This window comes from Mucilaginibacter sp. JRF (genome assembly GCF_015223065.1).
In the GTDB taxonomy this organism is placed as follows: Bacteria; Bacteroidota; Bacteroidia; order Sphingobacteriales; family Sphingobacteriaceae; genus Mucilaginibacter.
The window spans coordinates 366,952-384,088 of record NZ_JADFBY010000003.1 but is presented as its reverse complement, the minus strand read 5'-3'; the positions used below and the strand labels follow the sequence as shown (position 1 = coordinate 384,088).

8 protein-coding genes are annotated in these 17,137 nt (G+C 48.7%); 4 read left to right on the top strand and 4 right to left on the bottom strand.

Going from position 1 to position 17,137, the window contains the following annotated elements; translation table 11 throughout:
* The 3 genes from IM792_RS10375 to IM792_RS10365 form a co-directional block, all read right to left on the bottom strand.
* On the bottom strand, positions 1-1,371 hold the full coding sequence (locus tag IM792_RS10375; protein WP_194101775.1) for an HlyD family efflux transporter periplasmic adaptor subunit: 1,371 nt from the start codon (positions 1,369-1,371) through the stop codon (positions 1-3).
* Between the two features lies 1 nt (position 1,372).
* Positions 1,373-2,365: an ABC transporter ATP-binding protein gene (locus tag IM792_RS10370; protein ID WP_194101774.1), complete on the bottom strand. Its 993-nt coding sequence runs from the start codon at positions 2,363-2,365 to the stop codon at positions 1,373-1,375.
* Positions 2,366-2,540: 175 nt separating this feature from the next.
* On the bottom strand, positions 2,541-2,897 hold the full coding sequence (locus IM792_RS10365; protein ID WP_194101773.1) for a hypothetical protein: 357 nt from the start codon (positions 2,895-2,897) through the stop codon (positions 2,541-2,543).
* Between the two features lie 235 nt (positions 2,898-3,132).
* Between IM792_RS10365 and IM792_RS10360 the strand changes: the two genes are divergently transcribed.
* Together IM792_RS10360 and IM792_RS10355 are read left to right on the top strand one after the other, a co-directional pair.
* Complete coding sequence (locus IM792_RS10360; RefSeq protein WP_194101772.1) at positions 3,133-4,488, top strand: Gfo/Idh/MocA family oxidoreductase; 1,356 nt, start codon at positions 3,133-3,135, stop codon at positions 4,486-4,488.
* 12 nt (positions 4,489-4,500) lie between these two features.
* Positions 4,501-5,538: a PmoA family protein gene (locus IM792_RS10355; RefSeq protein ID WP_194101771.1), complete on the top strand. Its 1,038-nt coding sequence runs from the start codon at positions 4,501-4,503 to the stop codon at positions 5,536-5,538.
* Between the two features lie 26 nt (positions 5,539-5,564).
* Here the strand turns inward: IM792_RS10355 and IM792_RS10350 are convergent, their stop codons facing one another.
* Positions 5,565-7,913: an NACHT domain-containing protein gene (locus IM792_RS10350; RefSeq protein ID WP_194101770.1), complete on the bottom strand. Its 2,349-nt coding sequence runs from the start codon at positions 7,911-7,913 to the stop codon at positions 5,565-5,567.
* A gap of 329 nt (positions 7,914-8,242) precedes the next feature.
* On the opposite strand from IM792_RS10350, the gene IM792_RS10345 reads away from it, so the two are divergent.
* The gene (locus IM792_RS10345) at positions 8,243-16,138 is read left to right on the top strand and encodes a gliding motility-associated C-terminal domain-containing protein (RefSeq protein ID WP_194101769.1); all 7,896 of its coding nucleotides are present in this window, start codon (positions 8,243-8,245) and stop codon (positions 16,136-16,138) included.
* The gene (locus IM792_RS10340; RefSeq protein WP_194101768.1) at positions 16,135-17,133 is read left to right on the top strand and encodes a PorP/SprF family type IX secretion system membrane protein; all 999 of its coding nucleotides are present in this window, start codon (positions 16,135-16,137) and stop codon (positions 17,131-17,133) included. Before IM792_RS10345 ends, IM792_RS10340 begins: the two co-directional genes overlap by 4 nt.
* Positions 17,134-17,137 lie beyond the last annotated feature (4 nt).

Below are 17,137 nucleotides of genomic sequence, written 5' to 3'. Positions count from 1 at the left end.
TTACTTCTTTTTGCCATCTGCTTCAGCGGTTTCAGGTTCCTTCTCCAAATTCGGCGGAAAACCGTTCAGCTGTCGCCATATCTCATACCATAGCGGTACCGAGCGCAGTATAATACGGCCATACACGCCCGATCCCTGCCTTAACTGTATTGGCCATGGCTCATCATTTTTCGGCACCGGATTGTCCGGACGTATCAGCACGCGGTATTTGCCGCCATTGCTGCTCACACGGTCAATTGCCCATATTTTACCGGCAAACGTACCCACGGCAACTGATGGCCAGCCCGAAAACTGTACCGATGGCCAACCCTCAAATTGCAGGCGCACATCGCTGGTATCTAATATAAGGGGTACATCCATCGCGCTTACATAAAGCTCGGCGGCAACCAATGGGTCTTTAGGTTGCAGGGTAGCAATCGATTCGCCCTCCTTAATATTTTCGCCGATACCGGCTTTCAATGTTTTTACCACAAAGCCATCCTGCGGGGCACGTACTATGTACAAACCACGGCGAATGCTGATGTTCGATATATCGTTACGTAGCTTGGATATCTCGCCACGCACGCTTGCACGACTTGACAAGGCCGAACTCATATCCGACTGCGCCTTAGCCAGTGATTCCTGGTACTTGGCCCTGATGTTATCCAAGTCGATACGGGCATTAAGCAAGCCTTGCTTAGAGTTGTTCAGCTTATTTTGCTGACCGATAACCTTGGCATTATCTTCCTGCAATTTTAACCTGCGGGTTTCAATATCCGTTAACGAGAACAAACCATCTTTATAACCTTTCTCATAACGTTCTAAGCGCGCTTTGGTAGTTTCAAAGTAGTTTTTAACAGCTACCAGGTCAGCGCTATCAATCTCCACGTAATTCTGCGCTTGCAACACCTTGTTCTCCGCTGCCGATAACTGATAACGCAAACCGCTGTTCAGCGCTTTTATCTGCGCGGTGGTAGCATCCATTTTTTGTACGGCGGCGGTTTCGCTGTTGCGTTTGGCATCCAGCTGCTCGTCTAAACGTTCAGGCAATTCAGGGTCAAAGTACGATTGGCTGGTTTCAGAGATCACCAAAATGGTATCGCCCTTTTTAACTTCCTGCCCCTCGCGCACAGCCCAGCGCTCAATACGGCCACCTATCTGGTTCTGCACTGTTTGCGGGCGATCCTGCGGCCTCAACGCCGTTACCGTACCCTTACCGGGGATGGTTTGTCGCCAGGGCAACAGTAGTATTATTATTAAAACTATAAGGCAAATGCTCATAATACGCCCCAGCGTACGCGAACCATTAGCATTGATCAGCTCATCGTTTGATTGCACAGCCAAACCTTCCATTTGTTTGTTGTGCATGTGGTTGTGTGATATGTTAGCCATGTTATTTAGCCTCCTCCAGTTCCATATCGGTTACTACAGCAAGTTTCTCGCTGCCGGTAACCATGTCAAACACGGTGTTCAGGTTGGTCATTAGTTTTTCAACGGCGTAGCTAATCTGTACAATGATCACCTCGGCAGCAACGAATTGCCCGAAGGTCATTTGCCTTTCAACCACAAAGAATGAACCTAACAGCAGCAAACCACCCATCAGCACGGTACGCAGGGCAACCGAACTCATAAAGAATTTTTTAAGGATGCTGAAATGGTCATTACGGGCCATCAGGTATTTGGCGGTTATCTCGTCGGCGGTTTTGCATATGCCGTCCATTTTTTCAGTGTTGCCACGATATTGGTCAAGGTCGGCGGCAACTTCTTCCAGATGGGCTACCAGCTCATATTTATGGCCCGATTCCTCAATGCTGGTTTGTACACCTTGCCTGTAATACAGAAAGATGATTACACCAATAGCCACAATAGCCAAAAAGCCGAACACCATAAATACCGGGTGATAAAATGATAGCAGTATCGCGCTAAAAAATATCTGCACAGCGGCAGCCACAATATCAACCAATAGCTTGGTAAGGCCTTTTTGTATGGTCAGGATATCGAAAAAGCGGTTAACCAGTTCGGGTGGGTGCTCGCCTTCCATCTCCTCCTTTTTAATGCGCGGCAAACGGAAAGCGAATTCCATTGATGCCTTGGCAAATATTTTTTGTTCGAGGTATTCAACCAGCGTAAGCTGGCCTATTAGTAGTGCGCCGCCTATAACAACGCCTATCAATACAACGGCTATCAATATATAGGTTGAGCTGTACATAGCGCCGTTGGCCAGTAGGTTAAAAACGGCCGTAGTACCCAGGGGCAGGGTAAGGCCAATTAAACCTATCAGCAAGGCGAATACAAAAATGTAGTTAATGGTAGAACGCTCGTAGTGCAGCAGGCGCACCAGCCGCTGCCACGGGGTGGGAGCATCAGCATGCTTCTTCTTTTTCATAAAAGAGGGTTAAATAATATATAAATTAATTGTTGGATTGGCCATGCCAATAAAATGCAGCCGTGCCTAATAAGCGCACAACTGTGCAGGGCTCATGCCGTAAGGCAAAAGCCAATTGAACATACTAAGCCTATGCTATTGCGAGAATAAGTTTATCCGCGGCAATATTTAGCGCTTAAACGTTAAGTAAAAGGGAGTTCGGAGGCGGTGTGAGTACATCGCGCAGCGGCTCTTTGAAGATAGAGAAACTATATACAAAGAAGTTGTTTTGCAAGCGTGTTACCCACGTAAAGGCATTAAAGTTAATGCCGTACTCAAAGCATGAGTATATTTTTTTGCTGCTTTTGTCAAAGCTGTTTTCACTTGGGTTAGAATTGCTCTCATCCTCGGCTTTTTCAACCGTGCATGCTTTCATTGCTGAAGTGTAGTAACCAATAAACAGATCGCAGGATTTTATAGTGAATACCGCGATAAGCAATATCCCTAAAAGTCCTCTTAGCGATTGGTTTCTTAATATGTTTACTAACTGCATTATGGCAAATATAACGATAGTATTTGTAATAGCTTATTTGCCCCGCTGTTAACAATGTGTTAAAATGCCCTATTTTGACACGATTGTTACTTAAAATATTGATTGTAATGAATTTGTGTCATTTTTTCATGGGTTTTCTTATAAGTTTCTAATGTTTTTAATAGATATTTGAGATATAGCCGCTGCAAGTAGTGGCTATCGATCCAATTTTTACCTATTTACTTAACCATAACCTATGGAAAAATCTCGTCGTACCTTTATCAGGCAGGCATCATTGGCCGGTGCCGGTATTTTACTCAGCAAAACCGGCTGGACAGCCAAAAGCTACAAACGCATTATCGGCGCTAACGACCGCGTGCGGGTTGGTGTTGTTGGCTTTGCCGACAGGCACCGCAGCTCACACATCCCGGCGTTTATGAACCATTACAAGGAGCTCAATTTTGAGGTGGTTGCCGTGTCAGACATCTGGAACAAGCGCCGCGAGGAGGGTGCCGCCATTTGGAAAGAAAAAATGCAGAATGATGTTAAGGCCTATCGTAATAACGAGGAGATGTATAATGCCAAGGCGGTTGACGCGGTATTTATCAGTACGGCCGATTTTCAGCACGCCCGCCATACCATTGAGGCCGTAAAAGCCGGGTGTGATGCCTATGTTGAAAAACCCTTTGCCGAAACTATGGAGGATAACCGTGCCGCCCTCAAGGCAGTTAAGGAAACCGGTAAGATAGTGCAGATAGGTTCGCAACGCCGCAGCGGTACCAATTACCATGCGGCTAACGATTTTATAAAATCGGGCAAGTTTGGGCCGATAACTATGGTTGAGCTTACCTGGAACGTGAACCAGCCCGGCCGCTGGCGCCGCCCGGAATTATTGACCCAGTTGAAGGAAGCGGATACCGACTGGAAACGCTTTATCATGAACCGCCCGTTTGAGGCTTTTGACCCGAGGATCTATCTGGAGTATCGCCTGTTCTGGCCGTATTCATCAGGCTTGCCCGGGCAGTGGATGAGCCACCAGATTGATACCGTACACTGGTTTACCGGCTTAAAGCATCCGCGCAGCGTGGTGGCTAATGGGGGGATTTACCAATGGAAGGATGGCCGCCGCAATTGGGATACCCTGATGGCTGTGTTCGATTATGGTCCGCTGGATGATGCTTCAAAAGGTTTCCAGGTAACGTTTGGCTCGCGCATGCACAATGGCGACGAAAACCCGGCCGAAATTTACTACTCTAACGGTGGCGAACTGAACCTCATCACCAATAAAATATCGCCCAAGGGAGGTCTTACCGAAAAAATGGCCGCGGCTATGGGCATGAAGGCAAACCTGCTGCCCGATATGGATCTGAAAAGCAGTGAAAAGGTGGTAGCATCAGCCAATACGGGTGGAGATATACTAACATCAAACCACATACGTAACTGGATGGAATGCGTACGCAGCCGCAAGCAACCTAACGCCCCTGTTGAGGCAGGTTATAGCCACTCGATAGCCAACATCATGACCACTGCCGCCGCGCATACCGGCAGCAAGGCTACCTTTAACGAGGCAACGCAGGAGGTGATGGCCAATGGCAAGGTGTTTAAATACTAAACCCATCACGTTATGAAAGCATTAAAAATAGCCGGGCTTGCTATGGGCTCGGCGCTTTTATCTTTAACGGCTATGGCACAGCAGCAGGTGAGTGTTGTGCCATCATCAACACAAAAAAAAGTTGATATTAAGTTTGGCGACCAGGTATTTACTACATTTTTATACCCGGATACGCTTGAAAAACCGGTGCTTTACCCGCTGCATACTGCCGATGGGTTGGTGGTTACACGCAGCTTTCCACTAAGTAAGCGTGAGGGCGACCCGACAGATCACCCGCATCACATTGGGCTATGGTTCAACTTTGAGAAGTTGAACGGCCTCGACTTTTGGAATAACAGTTATGCCATACCGGCATCCCGCAAAAGCCAGTACGGGTGGATACGCACCGATAAGATAATACAAACAAAAAGCGGCAAAACAGGTATATTGGTTTACCATGCCAACTGGACAAACCAGGCCAAGGATGTGATACTGGAAGAAACCACCCGCTTTGAGTTTAGTGGTACGGCGAATGAACGGGTTATTGACCGCATCACCACCCTGAAAGCTGTACAAGATGCCGTATTTACTGATGCCAAAGATGGCTTGCTGGGCCTGCGTGTAGCGCACGAATTGCAGATACCAACTACCGAAGATCAGAAATTTACTGATGATAAGGGTATTGAAACCGTTGTTAAGGGTGGTACGGATAAAGTGGCTAATGGCAACTTCCTGACCAGCGAGGGCAAAACCGGCGATGCTGCCTGGAGTACCCGAGGCGTATGGTGTAAAATGTTTGGCAAGATAGGTGCCGACTCGGTGAGTGTTACTATTATTGATCACCCTAAAAATCCTAATTACCCAACCTTTTGGCATGCCCGTGGCTATGGGCTGTTTGCCGCCAACCCGCTTGGCGAAAAGGTATTCACCAACGGGAAATCAGAAAAAAACCTGACGCTGAAAAAAGGCGAATCAGTAACATTTAAATACCGAGTGGTTATCAGCAATGGCAGCAGTACGCTCAGTGCGGCACAGTTGAATGCATCGGCAGGTAGCTTCGCTAAAAAATAAAAAAGCCCGAAAGGGCTTTTTACATATTATTCGCTTTTGGGGCGTAATACATCCGTAAGGTAAAAACTCATTAACGGGTATTGGGTATTAAATATCAACGCGTTGTTTGGTGGTGCCTGGCCAATGCTGTTCAGGTAAGCCAGTTTCAGGGTGATGAATACGGCTTTCATTAAGGGCGTGTAGGTATTGCAGTGTGTTATGTAGGTTTGCTGCAATTCGGTAAATACGCCCGATGCTTTTTCGTGCATGCCTACTTTAATGTATGCCATTGTTTTGAAAACTTGTGTGTAATAGCTTAGTGGCTCGTTCATCTTCCTTTCCGGCAAAATGCTCTCTGTAAATTGCGCTTCCTTAACGGTATTGCAGCTGGTAGCCATAGCAATAAGCATCAGCAGATCAATACATTCATCCTGTTTGCTGCCGGTAACTATGAGTATCTTATTGATCTCCGCGAACAGATCGGTGTTAGTGATGCCATAGTTCAGCAAGTTAAAAATGGTTTCGAGGCATAGTAGGGGCATCTGCACAAAGGCGGGGTCAAGGTATGCTATATCCTTTAGTTCGGTTATTTGCTGCTGCATTTTAACGGTATCCATTTCAACCGCGGCGGTTAGCGCGAGCAGTACATGTGCCTTAACGCGCTGTGCGGCAGTTAGCTGAAAACCAAGCAACTTGTTTAGTAACAAATTGTATTCAGGGCCGATAAGTTCGATGCCTAACAAGGTGTCAAGCAGAGGCAATGCACTAAGTTGTTTTACACTGCCATTCTTCTCCAACAACTCAGCTATAAAAAATGCCAGATCCGCTTTTTCGGTCGGATCAGGCTGCATGTTGGCCAGGTTTTCAAGGGCCGTGAATTGATCGTTCTTAACCGCGTGTAATACTATCCATTTTGTAACGGCCATCTTTTTGGCATCGTGTATAAACAGGGTGCTAACGGTGCGGGCAAGCGCCGCGTCGAAAACGTAATCATTATCGGCCAGGAGTTTTTTTGCGAGTTTGTACTCTAAAAAATCCTTATTACCCAGGTGTATACGGGTGCTGTAGTGTATTTCATCGCCCTCGTTCACCTCGCGTAAAAAGCCGGTGCCAAGCAACTCGTTATAAGCGCTACGGTATTGTTTTAACAGGGCATTTACATCGGCTTTGTTAATGCTGTATATTTTCCGGCTGATATCAAGCCCTGCTGAAAGTTCCTTTAAAAGCAACTGCTTTTCGGTAGCGAGCGATCCGCTGTAAACTTTATTAAGTATAAAGCTGGCTATCAATTCATAAGCTGCGGTATGGTTGGCCGCGTTTACCGAAAAATGATCCTTATGGCTCCGGTAAAATGTTTGCAGATAGAATGGATAGCTCAGCCTTTCGGCAAGTTCAAGATTGCTGATGCGCTGGCAGGGTATATCAGGGTTGATCCTTTTACATACCTGCATAATTTCGTCCATATCCAGCGGCGGGACATTAACCGGTTTGTGCCTGTCGTGTATCGCGCCTAAAAACCAGGCATCGGTACCGTTATCAACCTCCTGGTTAAAATTAAACCATGAAGCCGGTCGCATAGTGATGATCAGCTTAAACCACGGATGCGATTGGTAAAGGGCGAAAACCTGCGCTATCTCATCCGTAATACGGCGGTACTCACTGGCCTTGAACATGTGCTCATCCAGCCCGTCAATTATCAAAAAAAAGCGGGCGTTTTTACCCGTAGCCTGATCAATGATAGAGGCGATATCATCCCCCGGCCTGTAGCCAAGCATGGCCAGCAGCCAATCATTAATGCTGCGGCCGCTTATAATGGTATTCACCAACGCGCTGCTGCTAAAAAACAGGATGATATCATTATTAACGCTGGCTAAGCGGTGTTCTATCTGTTCGTCAACCCAATGGCAAAGCGCTATGGTTTTACCGTACCCCGCCGGAGCCGAAATTACGGTTGCCGAGTGGTCGCTGTTAAAAAAGGTTTGTATATGCCTGTCAAAAAAACGGCGCTTAATGGTTTGATTATATGGTATGCCCGACCGGTTCTTTAGCGCCTGCAAGGTAAAGCCGGTAACCTTGGCGGCATTGAACCTCAATGCCTCGCAAGCCGGATCGGCGTTGTTGGCAGGCTGATCGGCATGGGTTTTTACAAAGCAATCCCAGTTATTATGGCCGCAAAACTTGGCCATAGCATCAACCGTAAATAATGATGGGTTGAACTTGCTGTGCGCAAAACCGTATATGCGTTTTAAGGTGGTTTCGCTAACGCGATGCCGGGTATTATTACTTATTAAGGTAGATAGATTTTTACAATCGTACGGCACTATGTTCGATATTCCGGCTACGGACAGAACATGGCTCTTTAATTCTTCAAAATAATGAGGCAGAAAAGTATTCATAATCAGGCATAGGTGTTGGTGAGTAATCTGAATTCCAATCTAACTCAATAGCTCCATTTAAAATGCCTGGAAAAAAAGCACCGGCATAAATCAATTAATTAACGGGATGAATATTAAAAATAATAGTATCAGGTATATAATATATAGCTTTTACGAATATAAAAATTATTGGTTCTATTTAATTTAAAATAAAATGAACAAAGTGAATAAGTTAAATATCAACTGAACAAAACGTTGTTTATTTAACCTAAATGAACAAAGTGCCTTAAAACTTATTATTTGCTGTTAGCGTAATTTGAGGGTATCAGTTATACCTAACACCGAATAATATGGGCATCTATACCTTTATCATCAGGCTTCTTACTCTCATTTTTTTGCTTACGCTAACCACAGTTAGTGTTAATGCCCAGCGTATTTATGCCAACAGCCAGGCAAACGGGCGCGCCGGGGTTTTATGTCTTAATTGCCAGGTAACTAACCCTGGTAATGCCGTTGATGGCAATCCGCAAACGTATTCAACCATAGCGGTTACGGTTGGCCTTGCAGCGAGCACTTATCAGGATTTGATATTTACCGGGAGCACCAAACCTGCCGCAAACACCACCATGCGCTTTAAAGTAGGTACGGGCGATAATTTACTTAGCCTTACAGCGCTTGGCGGCATATCTGTACAGGCGTATAATGGCACAAATACAGTAGGGCCTTTATATACCGCGGCAACATTATTAGGCGTGGCCAGCAACAACAACCAGATAGAACTGGCCATAACCCCAACTCAAATTTATGACAGGATACGCATCACCGTAAATGGCGGTTTGGTGGGTGCATTGGCTAACCTTTATGTATACGAGGCTTATTTTAATGGCCCTAACCCGGTACCATGTAATACGGCTATTGATGAGTTGAACGGTATCTCATCGGGTTTATTAGGCTTGGGTGTGAATGTGGGCGGGGTTGCCAATCCGCAATTAGCTATTGATGGTAATGCGAATACCTACTCAACTTTAAATGCCGGGGTTGGCGTAGCCGGATCTTTCGCGCAGCAAACCATCATCTTCCAATCGCAATCAGTAATTGGCGATTCGCTGCGCCTTAACCTGGCTATACCGCAGGGGCTTTTGGATCTGGGTTTGCTCACACGCATATCACTAACATCATACTTGGGTAATACCAGTAATAACGACGAGCAGTTTTTAAACGCTTCACTGCTGTCAGTCCGTTTGCTTGATCTGGATGGCGATAGGCGCAGGGTTACGGTAACCTATGTGCCACAAAGTGTTTACGACAGGGTGCAACTAAAAGTAGGTGGTGGCCTTGCTAATGTGTTAACCAGCCTGAATTTATACGAAGCGCAGCGGGTACTACCCAAGCCAGTGGTGAGCTTTAACAATACCGCTACTACCAGCATACAAAGCTGCGCGGGTAGCGCTGTTACCTTAACCGTGCCAGCCATTACAGGTACCACCTATAATTGGTATACTACCGAAACCGGTACCACCCCGGCATTTACCGGCACAAGCTTTACTACGCCGGTATTGAATGCTACAACAACTTACTATGTATCAGCATCGCGCACGGGTTGTACTGATGCATCCGACCGTACGGCAGTAACTATTACCGTAAGCCCGATACCTGTGGCGCCGGTGATTGCTAACGCGGCATTAACTGCCTGCCCTGGTCAGCAAGCTACCTTAAGCGCGCAACCGGTAACCGGCGTTACCATGCGTTGGTATAATACCGCTACCGGCGGCACCCCGGTATACACCGGCAACGCATTTACAACAGGCGCACTCACTACCGATACTACTTTTTATGTGGAGGCTGCAACCGGCGGAGGTGCCTGTATCAGTCCATCGCGCACACAGGTAACGGTTACGCTTAGTCCGCTGCCTGCGGCACCGGCTTTGGCAAATGCTAATGTATCGGTATGTACCGGCCAGGCCGCGGCCTTTACTGTAACCGCGCCGGTGAATGGTGTGGTGTATCTCTGGTATAACACGGCAACAGGTGGCGCCGCTATTTTTACCGGTACAAGCTTTGTTACCCCGGCATTAACCGCCAGCCAAAATTATTATGTAGAGGCCGAAAATGCGACCGGCTGTACCAGCGGCACCCGCACATTAGCCAGCGCCACAGTGCAACCGCCACCGGCCAACCCCATCCTCGCGGCTAATAACCTGACCATTAGTGCCGGGCAAACCGCAACCATCAACGTAAGTAATATGCAAACCGGTATTACCTATAACTGGTATACCTCGGCAACGGCATCCACATCGGTGTTTAGCGGTACATCATTCACCACGCCCGAGTTATTCGCTACCACAACTTATTATGTTGAGGCTGTTAATAGTTCAGGTTGTCCATCGGCGGCGCGCACGGCAATATCCATTAATGTAAGTATCGATACCAACGCCCCGTGCTCATTCGCTAATCAGCAAACCAGCACCGTAAACGGCCTGTGTATTGGCTGCGCCGTTGTTAATGACGCGCTTGCAACCGATGCCGATACCACTACCTATTCCACCATCAGCGTATTAGCCGGACTAACCGGCGCTTATGCCGAGCAGGCAATGGTATTTCAGCAACCCGGTTTCGCGGGGGATACCGTAAAGCTCGTTTTACAAAGCCCCGTTGGCCTGGCCGATGTTAGCTTGCTTGGCCGTATTGAGGTGGCCTTGTACAATAACACCACCCAGGTTGCACGCTATGGCCTCGATCAAAATACACTTACCTTAAGATTGCTTGGCGGCGGCGACCGTTATGCGGTACTGATACCCGCCAACGCAAATTATGATCGTGTTACCATCAGGCTGGCATCAGGTGTGGCGAGTTTGCTTACTTCGCTAAGAGTGTACTATGCCGTGCAGCAATATGCCACCCCGGTTATTAACCCCGCCGTGCCTGAGATATGCGCGGGCGGTACGGCGCAGCTCAATATTACATCGCCAACAACAGGAACTTTTAATTGGTATACTACCCCTACAGGTGGCACCCCTGCATTTACCGGGGCCAGTATTACCACGCCGGCCTTAACAGCGACCACTACTTACTACATTGAAAACGTACGTAATGGTTGCGCGAGCGCCACACGCTACCCTGTTCAAATTTTAGTTGGCGATCCGCCTGCGTCGCCTGTTGTTACGCCATCAACGGCGAGCGTTACTGCCGGGCAAACGGCTACTTTTACAACCAATGTACCTAATGGCTTAACCGTTAATTGGTATACTACCGCTACAGGCGGTACCCCGGTATTTACAGGCAGCAGCTTTACAACACCCGCGCTTACCACCAATGTTACTTACTATGCCGAGGCATCAGCAGGTAGCTGCGTTAACCCGGAACGGACGGCCATCGCCATTACTGTAAACCCGGCTGTAATACCTGATGTGGCCGTAACACCGCCAACACAATCAGTAAACGCAGGTGCATCGGCTGCGCTTACGGCATCATCAACAACTACAGGTGTAATATTTAACTGGTATACCACTGCTACAGGCGGTACCAGTATTTACACCGGAGCTACATTTAATACCCCTGCTATTTTCAACAATACAACCTATTACGCCGAGGCGGTAGTGCAGGCCACCGGCGAAAGGTCGGCAAGCAGGGCGGCGGGCATAGTGAACGTGAATGATAATGGTGTAAGCCCGACGCCATGCGATGCCGCCATAAGCCAAACCACGGATATTGATGGTTTGGTATGCCTGGGGTGCAGTGTAGATAATTTAGGCGGTGTGGTTGATCTGGATAGAAACACTTTTTCGAGATTGAATGTGCCCGTGGGCTTGCTGAATGCCTATGTACAACAAACATTACGGTTTGCCAATACCGGTCGCGCGGGCGATAGTATTGTGGTAGAACTTGGCGTACCAGGTTCGCTAATAGATGTGGGTGTGCTATCGCAGATCAGCCTGGCGACCTACAATGGCACTACTTATAATAACGACCGCTTTGCAGTTAACGGCTCATTACTGAACATTAGCCTCCTGAATGGAACCAGCCGTTTCAGGGTAGCATTTAAGGCCGGTACCGATTTTGATCGGGTCGAGATCCGTTTAAATTCTGCCCTTGCGGGATTATTTACCGCGTTGCATGTTTACTCGGCCTATCAATCTGTTGCGGCGCCGGTTATCAATGTTGCCGCGGTTGCTACTTGCCAGGGCTCACAACCAACACTTACCGCTGCCGTGCCCGATCATGTTACCGTGCGCTGGTATACCACCCCTACAGGTGGAAGCCCGGTGTTTACAGGCACATCATTCAACACCCCCGCGCTGGATGCCAGCGTTACCTACTATGCGGAGGCCAGTCGTACAGCCAGTGGTTGTGTGCAATTGGTGCGCACGCCGGTAAATGTTACCGTAACACCATTACCTGCCTTGCCGGTTGTCGATCTGGCGACCATAAATACTTGCGATGGCTCGCAGGTTACCTTTACCGTGCAGGCAGTTAATGGCGTAACCTTCAATTGGTACACATCGCCAACAGGTGGTGCACCAGTATCAACCGGTGCTACATTCACCACTCCGGTGCTTACCGAAACTACCACTTACTACGTTGAGGCCAACGCGGGCAGCTGTGTTAGTACCACGCGGGTGCCGGTTACAGCAGTGCTTAATGCCCTGCCGCCGGTACCACAAATAACATTAGAGAGCGCCGAAACCTGCGAAGGTTCGCCCGCTATAATCACCGCTACATCACCTGTAATCGGAGTTATCTTCAGGTGGTATGAGGGGTCAACAGGCGGTACGCCGATATTTACCGGCCCGCAATTGACCACCCCTAATCTTACCGAAAACGTTACTTACTATGTTGATGCCCTATTGGGCGATTGCGTAAGCGCTACCCGTGTGCCGGTAAATGTTACGGTGAACGCGGCTCCTGCTGTGCCAACGGTGGCAACTATTCCGGCAAACGGTGAGGTAGCATCGGGCGAGAGCGCCTCTGTTACCGCCAGTTCATCAACCGCGGGCGTTACCTATAATTGGTATACCTCGGCATCCGGCGGTACGCCTATATATACTGGTACTACATTTAATACCCCGGTGCTCAGCTCAAACACTACTTACTATGTAGAAGCCCAAAATGGCCCTACAGGTTGTTTCAGTGTGTTCCGCAGGGCGGTGGTTATCCGTGTGCGTACGTTGTTTTCAACAGAGTGCGACTTTGCATCCAGCCAAACAACTGATGTTAATGGCGGTGCCGCCTGTGTTGATTGCGAGGTTACTAACCCGAATTACCCGGTTGATCCTGATACCACTAATTTTAGTCAGCTAAACCTGCCTGTCGCGGGAGCCGGGGCTTATGTAGCGCAAACCTTGATATTCAGCAATGGCGGCCTGGCGGGCGATACCGTACGTGTAAAGATCGGCGTGCCTGCATCGCTAACCTCGGCCGATGTGCTGCAACGTATACAAATAGCGTCATTCAATGGGACAACCTATAATAACGATCGTACAAGCCTTAACGGCAACAACGTAAGTATCGAACAAATTGATGATCAAACAGCCATTATAAAATTTGTGCCCGCCGCTGTTTACAGCAGGGTAGAGGTTAGGCTGAACAGCGTTACAGCGGCAACCTTTAATACGGTTGATATTTATTACGCTACCAAGCAGGTCGAACTGCCTCAGCTGGAAGCAGGTACAGTTAATGTATGCTCGGGCAGCCCGGCAACATTTACGGTGAGCAATGCCCGTGCGGGTGTTATTTACCGTTGGTATGCCGGTTTAACTGACGATACCCCGCTGTTTACCGGCACCAGTTTTACTACCGATGAACTGACCGCCACCACTACTTATTATGTAGAAAGCGTGCGCGAGGCTAATGATTGTGCCAACCCTAACCGTGTGGCTGTAACCGCCAATGTTACCGCCACTCCGGCCAATGCTACGCTTGATAACAGCAGTGCCCAGATTTGCGCAGGCGAAAGCGTAACCTTTACGGTAACTAATGCCAACGGTTCAACCGTAAGGTGGTATAGTACCGCTACCAATGGTACGTTGCTGTTCACCGGGGCAAGCTATACCGTATCGCCGGTTAGTAATGCTACTTATTATGCCGAGTTAAGTAATGGCGAATGTGCCAGTCCTGCACGTACCGCCGCTACCGTAACGGTTAACCCACGCCCGGCCGCGCCTGGTTTGGTAGCCGGCAATGTTGCTGTTTGTACCAACGAAACCGCGGTGCTGCAAATACAAAACCCCGAAACCGGTGTAACCTACAGCTGGTATGCCGATGCTACAGGCGGCACAGCCTTGGCTACAGGCACCAGCTTTACCACACCGCAAGTTACGGCCAATGCTACTTATTATGTTGATGCTACCAACACCACAACCGGCTGCGCTAACAATGGCGGCCGTACCGTGGCAAGCGTAACGGTTAATGAAACACCTGCCGCGCCAACCTTAAGCACAACAACAAGCCAGGTGTGCAGTGGTGGTTCTGTAACCATAAGCGTGACGAACCCGGTTGCGGGGCGTACTTATAACTGGTATACTTCGGCAACGGGAGGTACGGCCGTGTTTACCGGTACAAGCTATACACTGACCAATGTTACCGCCAATGCATCATACTATGTAGATGCGGTATCAGCAAGTAGCTGTACAAGCATCACCCGCACCCGTACTGATGTTACCGTAATGCCTGTTCCGGATGCGCCGCAGGCACAACTGGCTGGCGGCGGCAATGCGGTTTGTTCGGGTTCATCAGCAACGCTAACCATTGTTAATCCGCAAGCTGAATTGGTTTACCGCTGGTACACTACCGCTACCGGAGGCTCGCCGGTATACACAGGTACCCAGTATGCCACACCGGCCATAACCGGCAGCACCACATACTATATTGAGGCTGCCAATGCGGGCGATTGTACTTCGTCCACACGGTCAGGCATCACCATAAACGCTACCGCACTGCCTGCCGCGCCGGCATTGGCACAAGCTACCGTGAGCGTTTGCCAGGGCAGTACAGCTACATTGAGTGTAAGTTCGCCGCAAACAGGCATTACTTATAACTGGTATAATTCGCCATCGCGCACTACACTGTTGTTTACCGGCAGCAGCTATACTACCGGGCCTATCAATGCCAATACTACTTACTATGTATCGGCAACCAATGCTTCGGGTTGCAGCAGCAGCGATATGGCTACCGCGCAGGTAACCGTACAACCTGCTCCTGATGCGCCTGTAGTAAACGGCGGCGGTAACACAGCCAACTGTAGCGGCGGCACCGTTACGCTGAGTATTGCCAACCCGAATGCGGGCTTTACCTATCGCTGGTATTCGGAAGCTACAGGGGGCAGCGTGGTGTTCACTGGTTCGCAGTACGCGCCGGTAGTTACGGCAAGTGCCACTTATTATGTTGAGGCGGTTAATGGCGGCGGCTGTACATCATCAGCACGTACCGCGGTGCCTGTAACCGTAACGCCGCCACCTGCCGCGCCGGTATCGGCACAAGGGGCATCTATTTGCGCGGGTACATCAACTGAGTTAACGGTAACCACCCCGGCAGGTGTGAGTGTAAAATGGTATAGTAACGCTACGGGCGGCACAGAATTGTTCACAGGATCGACCTATACAACGCCAATACTCAACAGCAATACCACCTATTACGCCGAGGCTGTTAGCGATGCAGGTGGTTGCGTGTCGGCAACGCGTACGGCGGTATCGGTACTGGTACTGTCTGAGTTGAACGCGCCGGTATTATCAGGTGGTGAAACCAGTACCTCATCAGCAACCTTTAGCTGGACGAGCATTAACGGCGCCACAGGCTACCAGATAAGTACCAACGAGGGGCAAACCTTTACCGATGTGGGTAATGTAACCACTTATACGGTTACCGGGTTGCAGGCCAATTCATCGGTAACGGTGGTGGTGCGGGCAATCGGCATAAATGGCTGCCAAACCAGCGCTAACTCCAACATGGTTACCGCCAGGGCTGTCGATCAGAACGAGAAATTAATATTTGTACCTAACGCCTTTACACCTAATGGCGATGGTAATAACGATATACTATATGTATACGGCTCGGTTATTCAATCGCTCAACTTCCAGGTGTATACCCAGTGGGGCGAGCAGATATTCCGCACCAATACCCAGGCTAATGGCTGGGATGGAACCTTTAAGGGTTCGAGGGTGCCGGTAGGCGTATATGTATATGTTATGGAGGTTACCACAACCGATGGCCAAAAAATAAACAGAAAAGGAACAATCACTCTACTACGATGAAAAAAATTATAACAATTATGGCGGTGATGCTCCAGGTAGGAATGGCCGGCCAGTTAAAGGCACAAATAGATCCGCATTTTTCGCAGTACTACGCTTATCCGCTATGGCTTAACCCGGCACTTACCGGTGTAATTAATGGCGATGTACGGGTAAATGCCAATTTTAAAAACCAATGGGCAAGCGTTGGCGATCCGTACAGAACGGTAGCCCTATCTGCTGATTTTAAACCGAACGAGAAGGCGGGTATCGGCTTTAACGTAGTAAACCAGGCGGCAGGTTCGGCAGGGTTCAATTACTTTGCCGCTTACGGATCATTCGGTTATGGTATCACCGTATCTGAAGATGGAAACAAGAGGCTGCACTTTGGCTTACAGGCCGGCCTCATTAACCGTAGTTTTGATATGAACCGTTTGCAGCTGGGCAATCAGTACGATCCATCAACCGGTTATAATCCTAACATGCCCAATTTCGAGAATTTTTCGAGCAGCAGCGCTACCATATTTGATGCCGGGGCGGGTGTGTTTTATTACGATGGCGATCCGTCAACCACAGCCAATTTCTTCGGTGGGGTGAGTGTGTCGCACCTTACCCGCAGCCGCGACCCTTTCGCCGCGGATGGGTTGAATTACAAATTGCCCATGCGTTATAATGTGCACGCAGGTGTACGCATACAGGCCGGAGAATCATTCGACCTGATACCCCACGCCATCTACGTAAGGCAAAATAAGGATCAGATAAAAGCCTTTGGCGCTTACAGCGAGATGAAGTTGCAAAACGATAACGGCCTTATACTGGGTTTAATGTATCGCACCGGCGATGCCGCCATCGCTAATGTGGGCTATCATGTAAACAGCCTTATTATTGGTGCCAGCTACGATTTTAATACCTCATCGCTCAACGCGGCTACCAATAGTCGTGGCGGTATTGAGTTGTCGCTGAGCTATGTGTTCCGCAAGCGTATACAGGGGCCTGAGCCTATTTGTCCACGGTTATAACCTG

Bases quoted from the DNA above. Each gene is read 5' to 3' on its own strand.
- IM792_RS10375 (WP_194101775.1), bottom strand. From the start codon at position 1,371: ATGGCTAACATATCACACAACCACATGCACAACAAACAAATGGAAGGT.
- IM792_RS10370 (WP_194101774.1), bottom strand. From the start codon at position 2,365: ATGAAAAAGAAGAAGCATGCTGATGCTCCCACCCCGTGGCAGCGGCTG.
- IM792_RS10365 (WP_194101773.1), bottom strand. From the start codon at position 2,897: ATGCAGTTAGTAAACATATTAAGAAACCAATCGCTAAGAGGACTTTTA.
- IM792_RS10360 (WP_194101772.1), top strand. From the start codon at position 3,133: ATGGAAAAATCTCGTCGTACCTTTATCAGGCAGGCATCATTGGCCGGT.
- IM792_RS10355 (WP_194101771.1), top strand. From the start codon at position 4,501: ATGAAAGCATTAAAAATAGCCGGGCTTGCTATGGGCTCGGCGCTTTTA.
- IM792_RS10350 (WP_194101770.1), bottom strand. From the start codon at position 7,913: ATGAATACTTTTCTGCCTCATTATTTTGAAGAATTAAAGAGCCATGTT.
- IM792_RS10345 (WP_194101769.1), top strand. From the start codon at position 8,243: ATGGGCATCTATACCTTTATCATCAGGCTTCTTACTCTCATTTTTTTG.
- IM792_RS10340 (WP_194101768.1), top strand. From the start codon at position 16,135: ATGAAAAAAATTATAACAATTATGGCGGTGATGCTCCAGGTAGGAATG.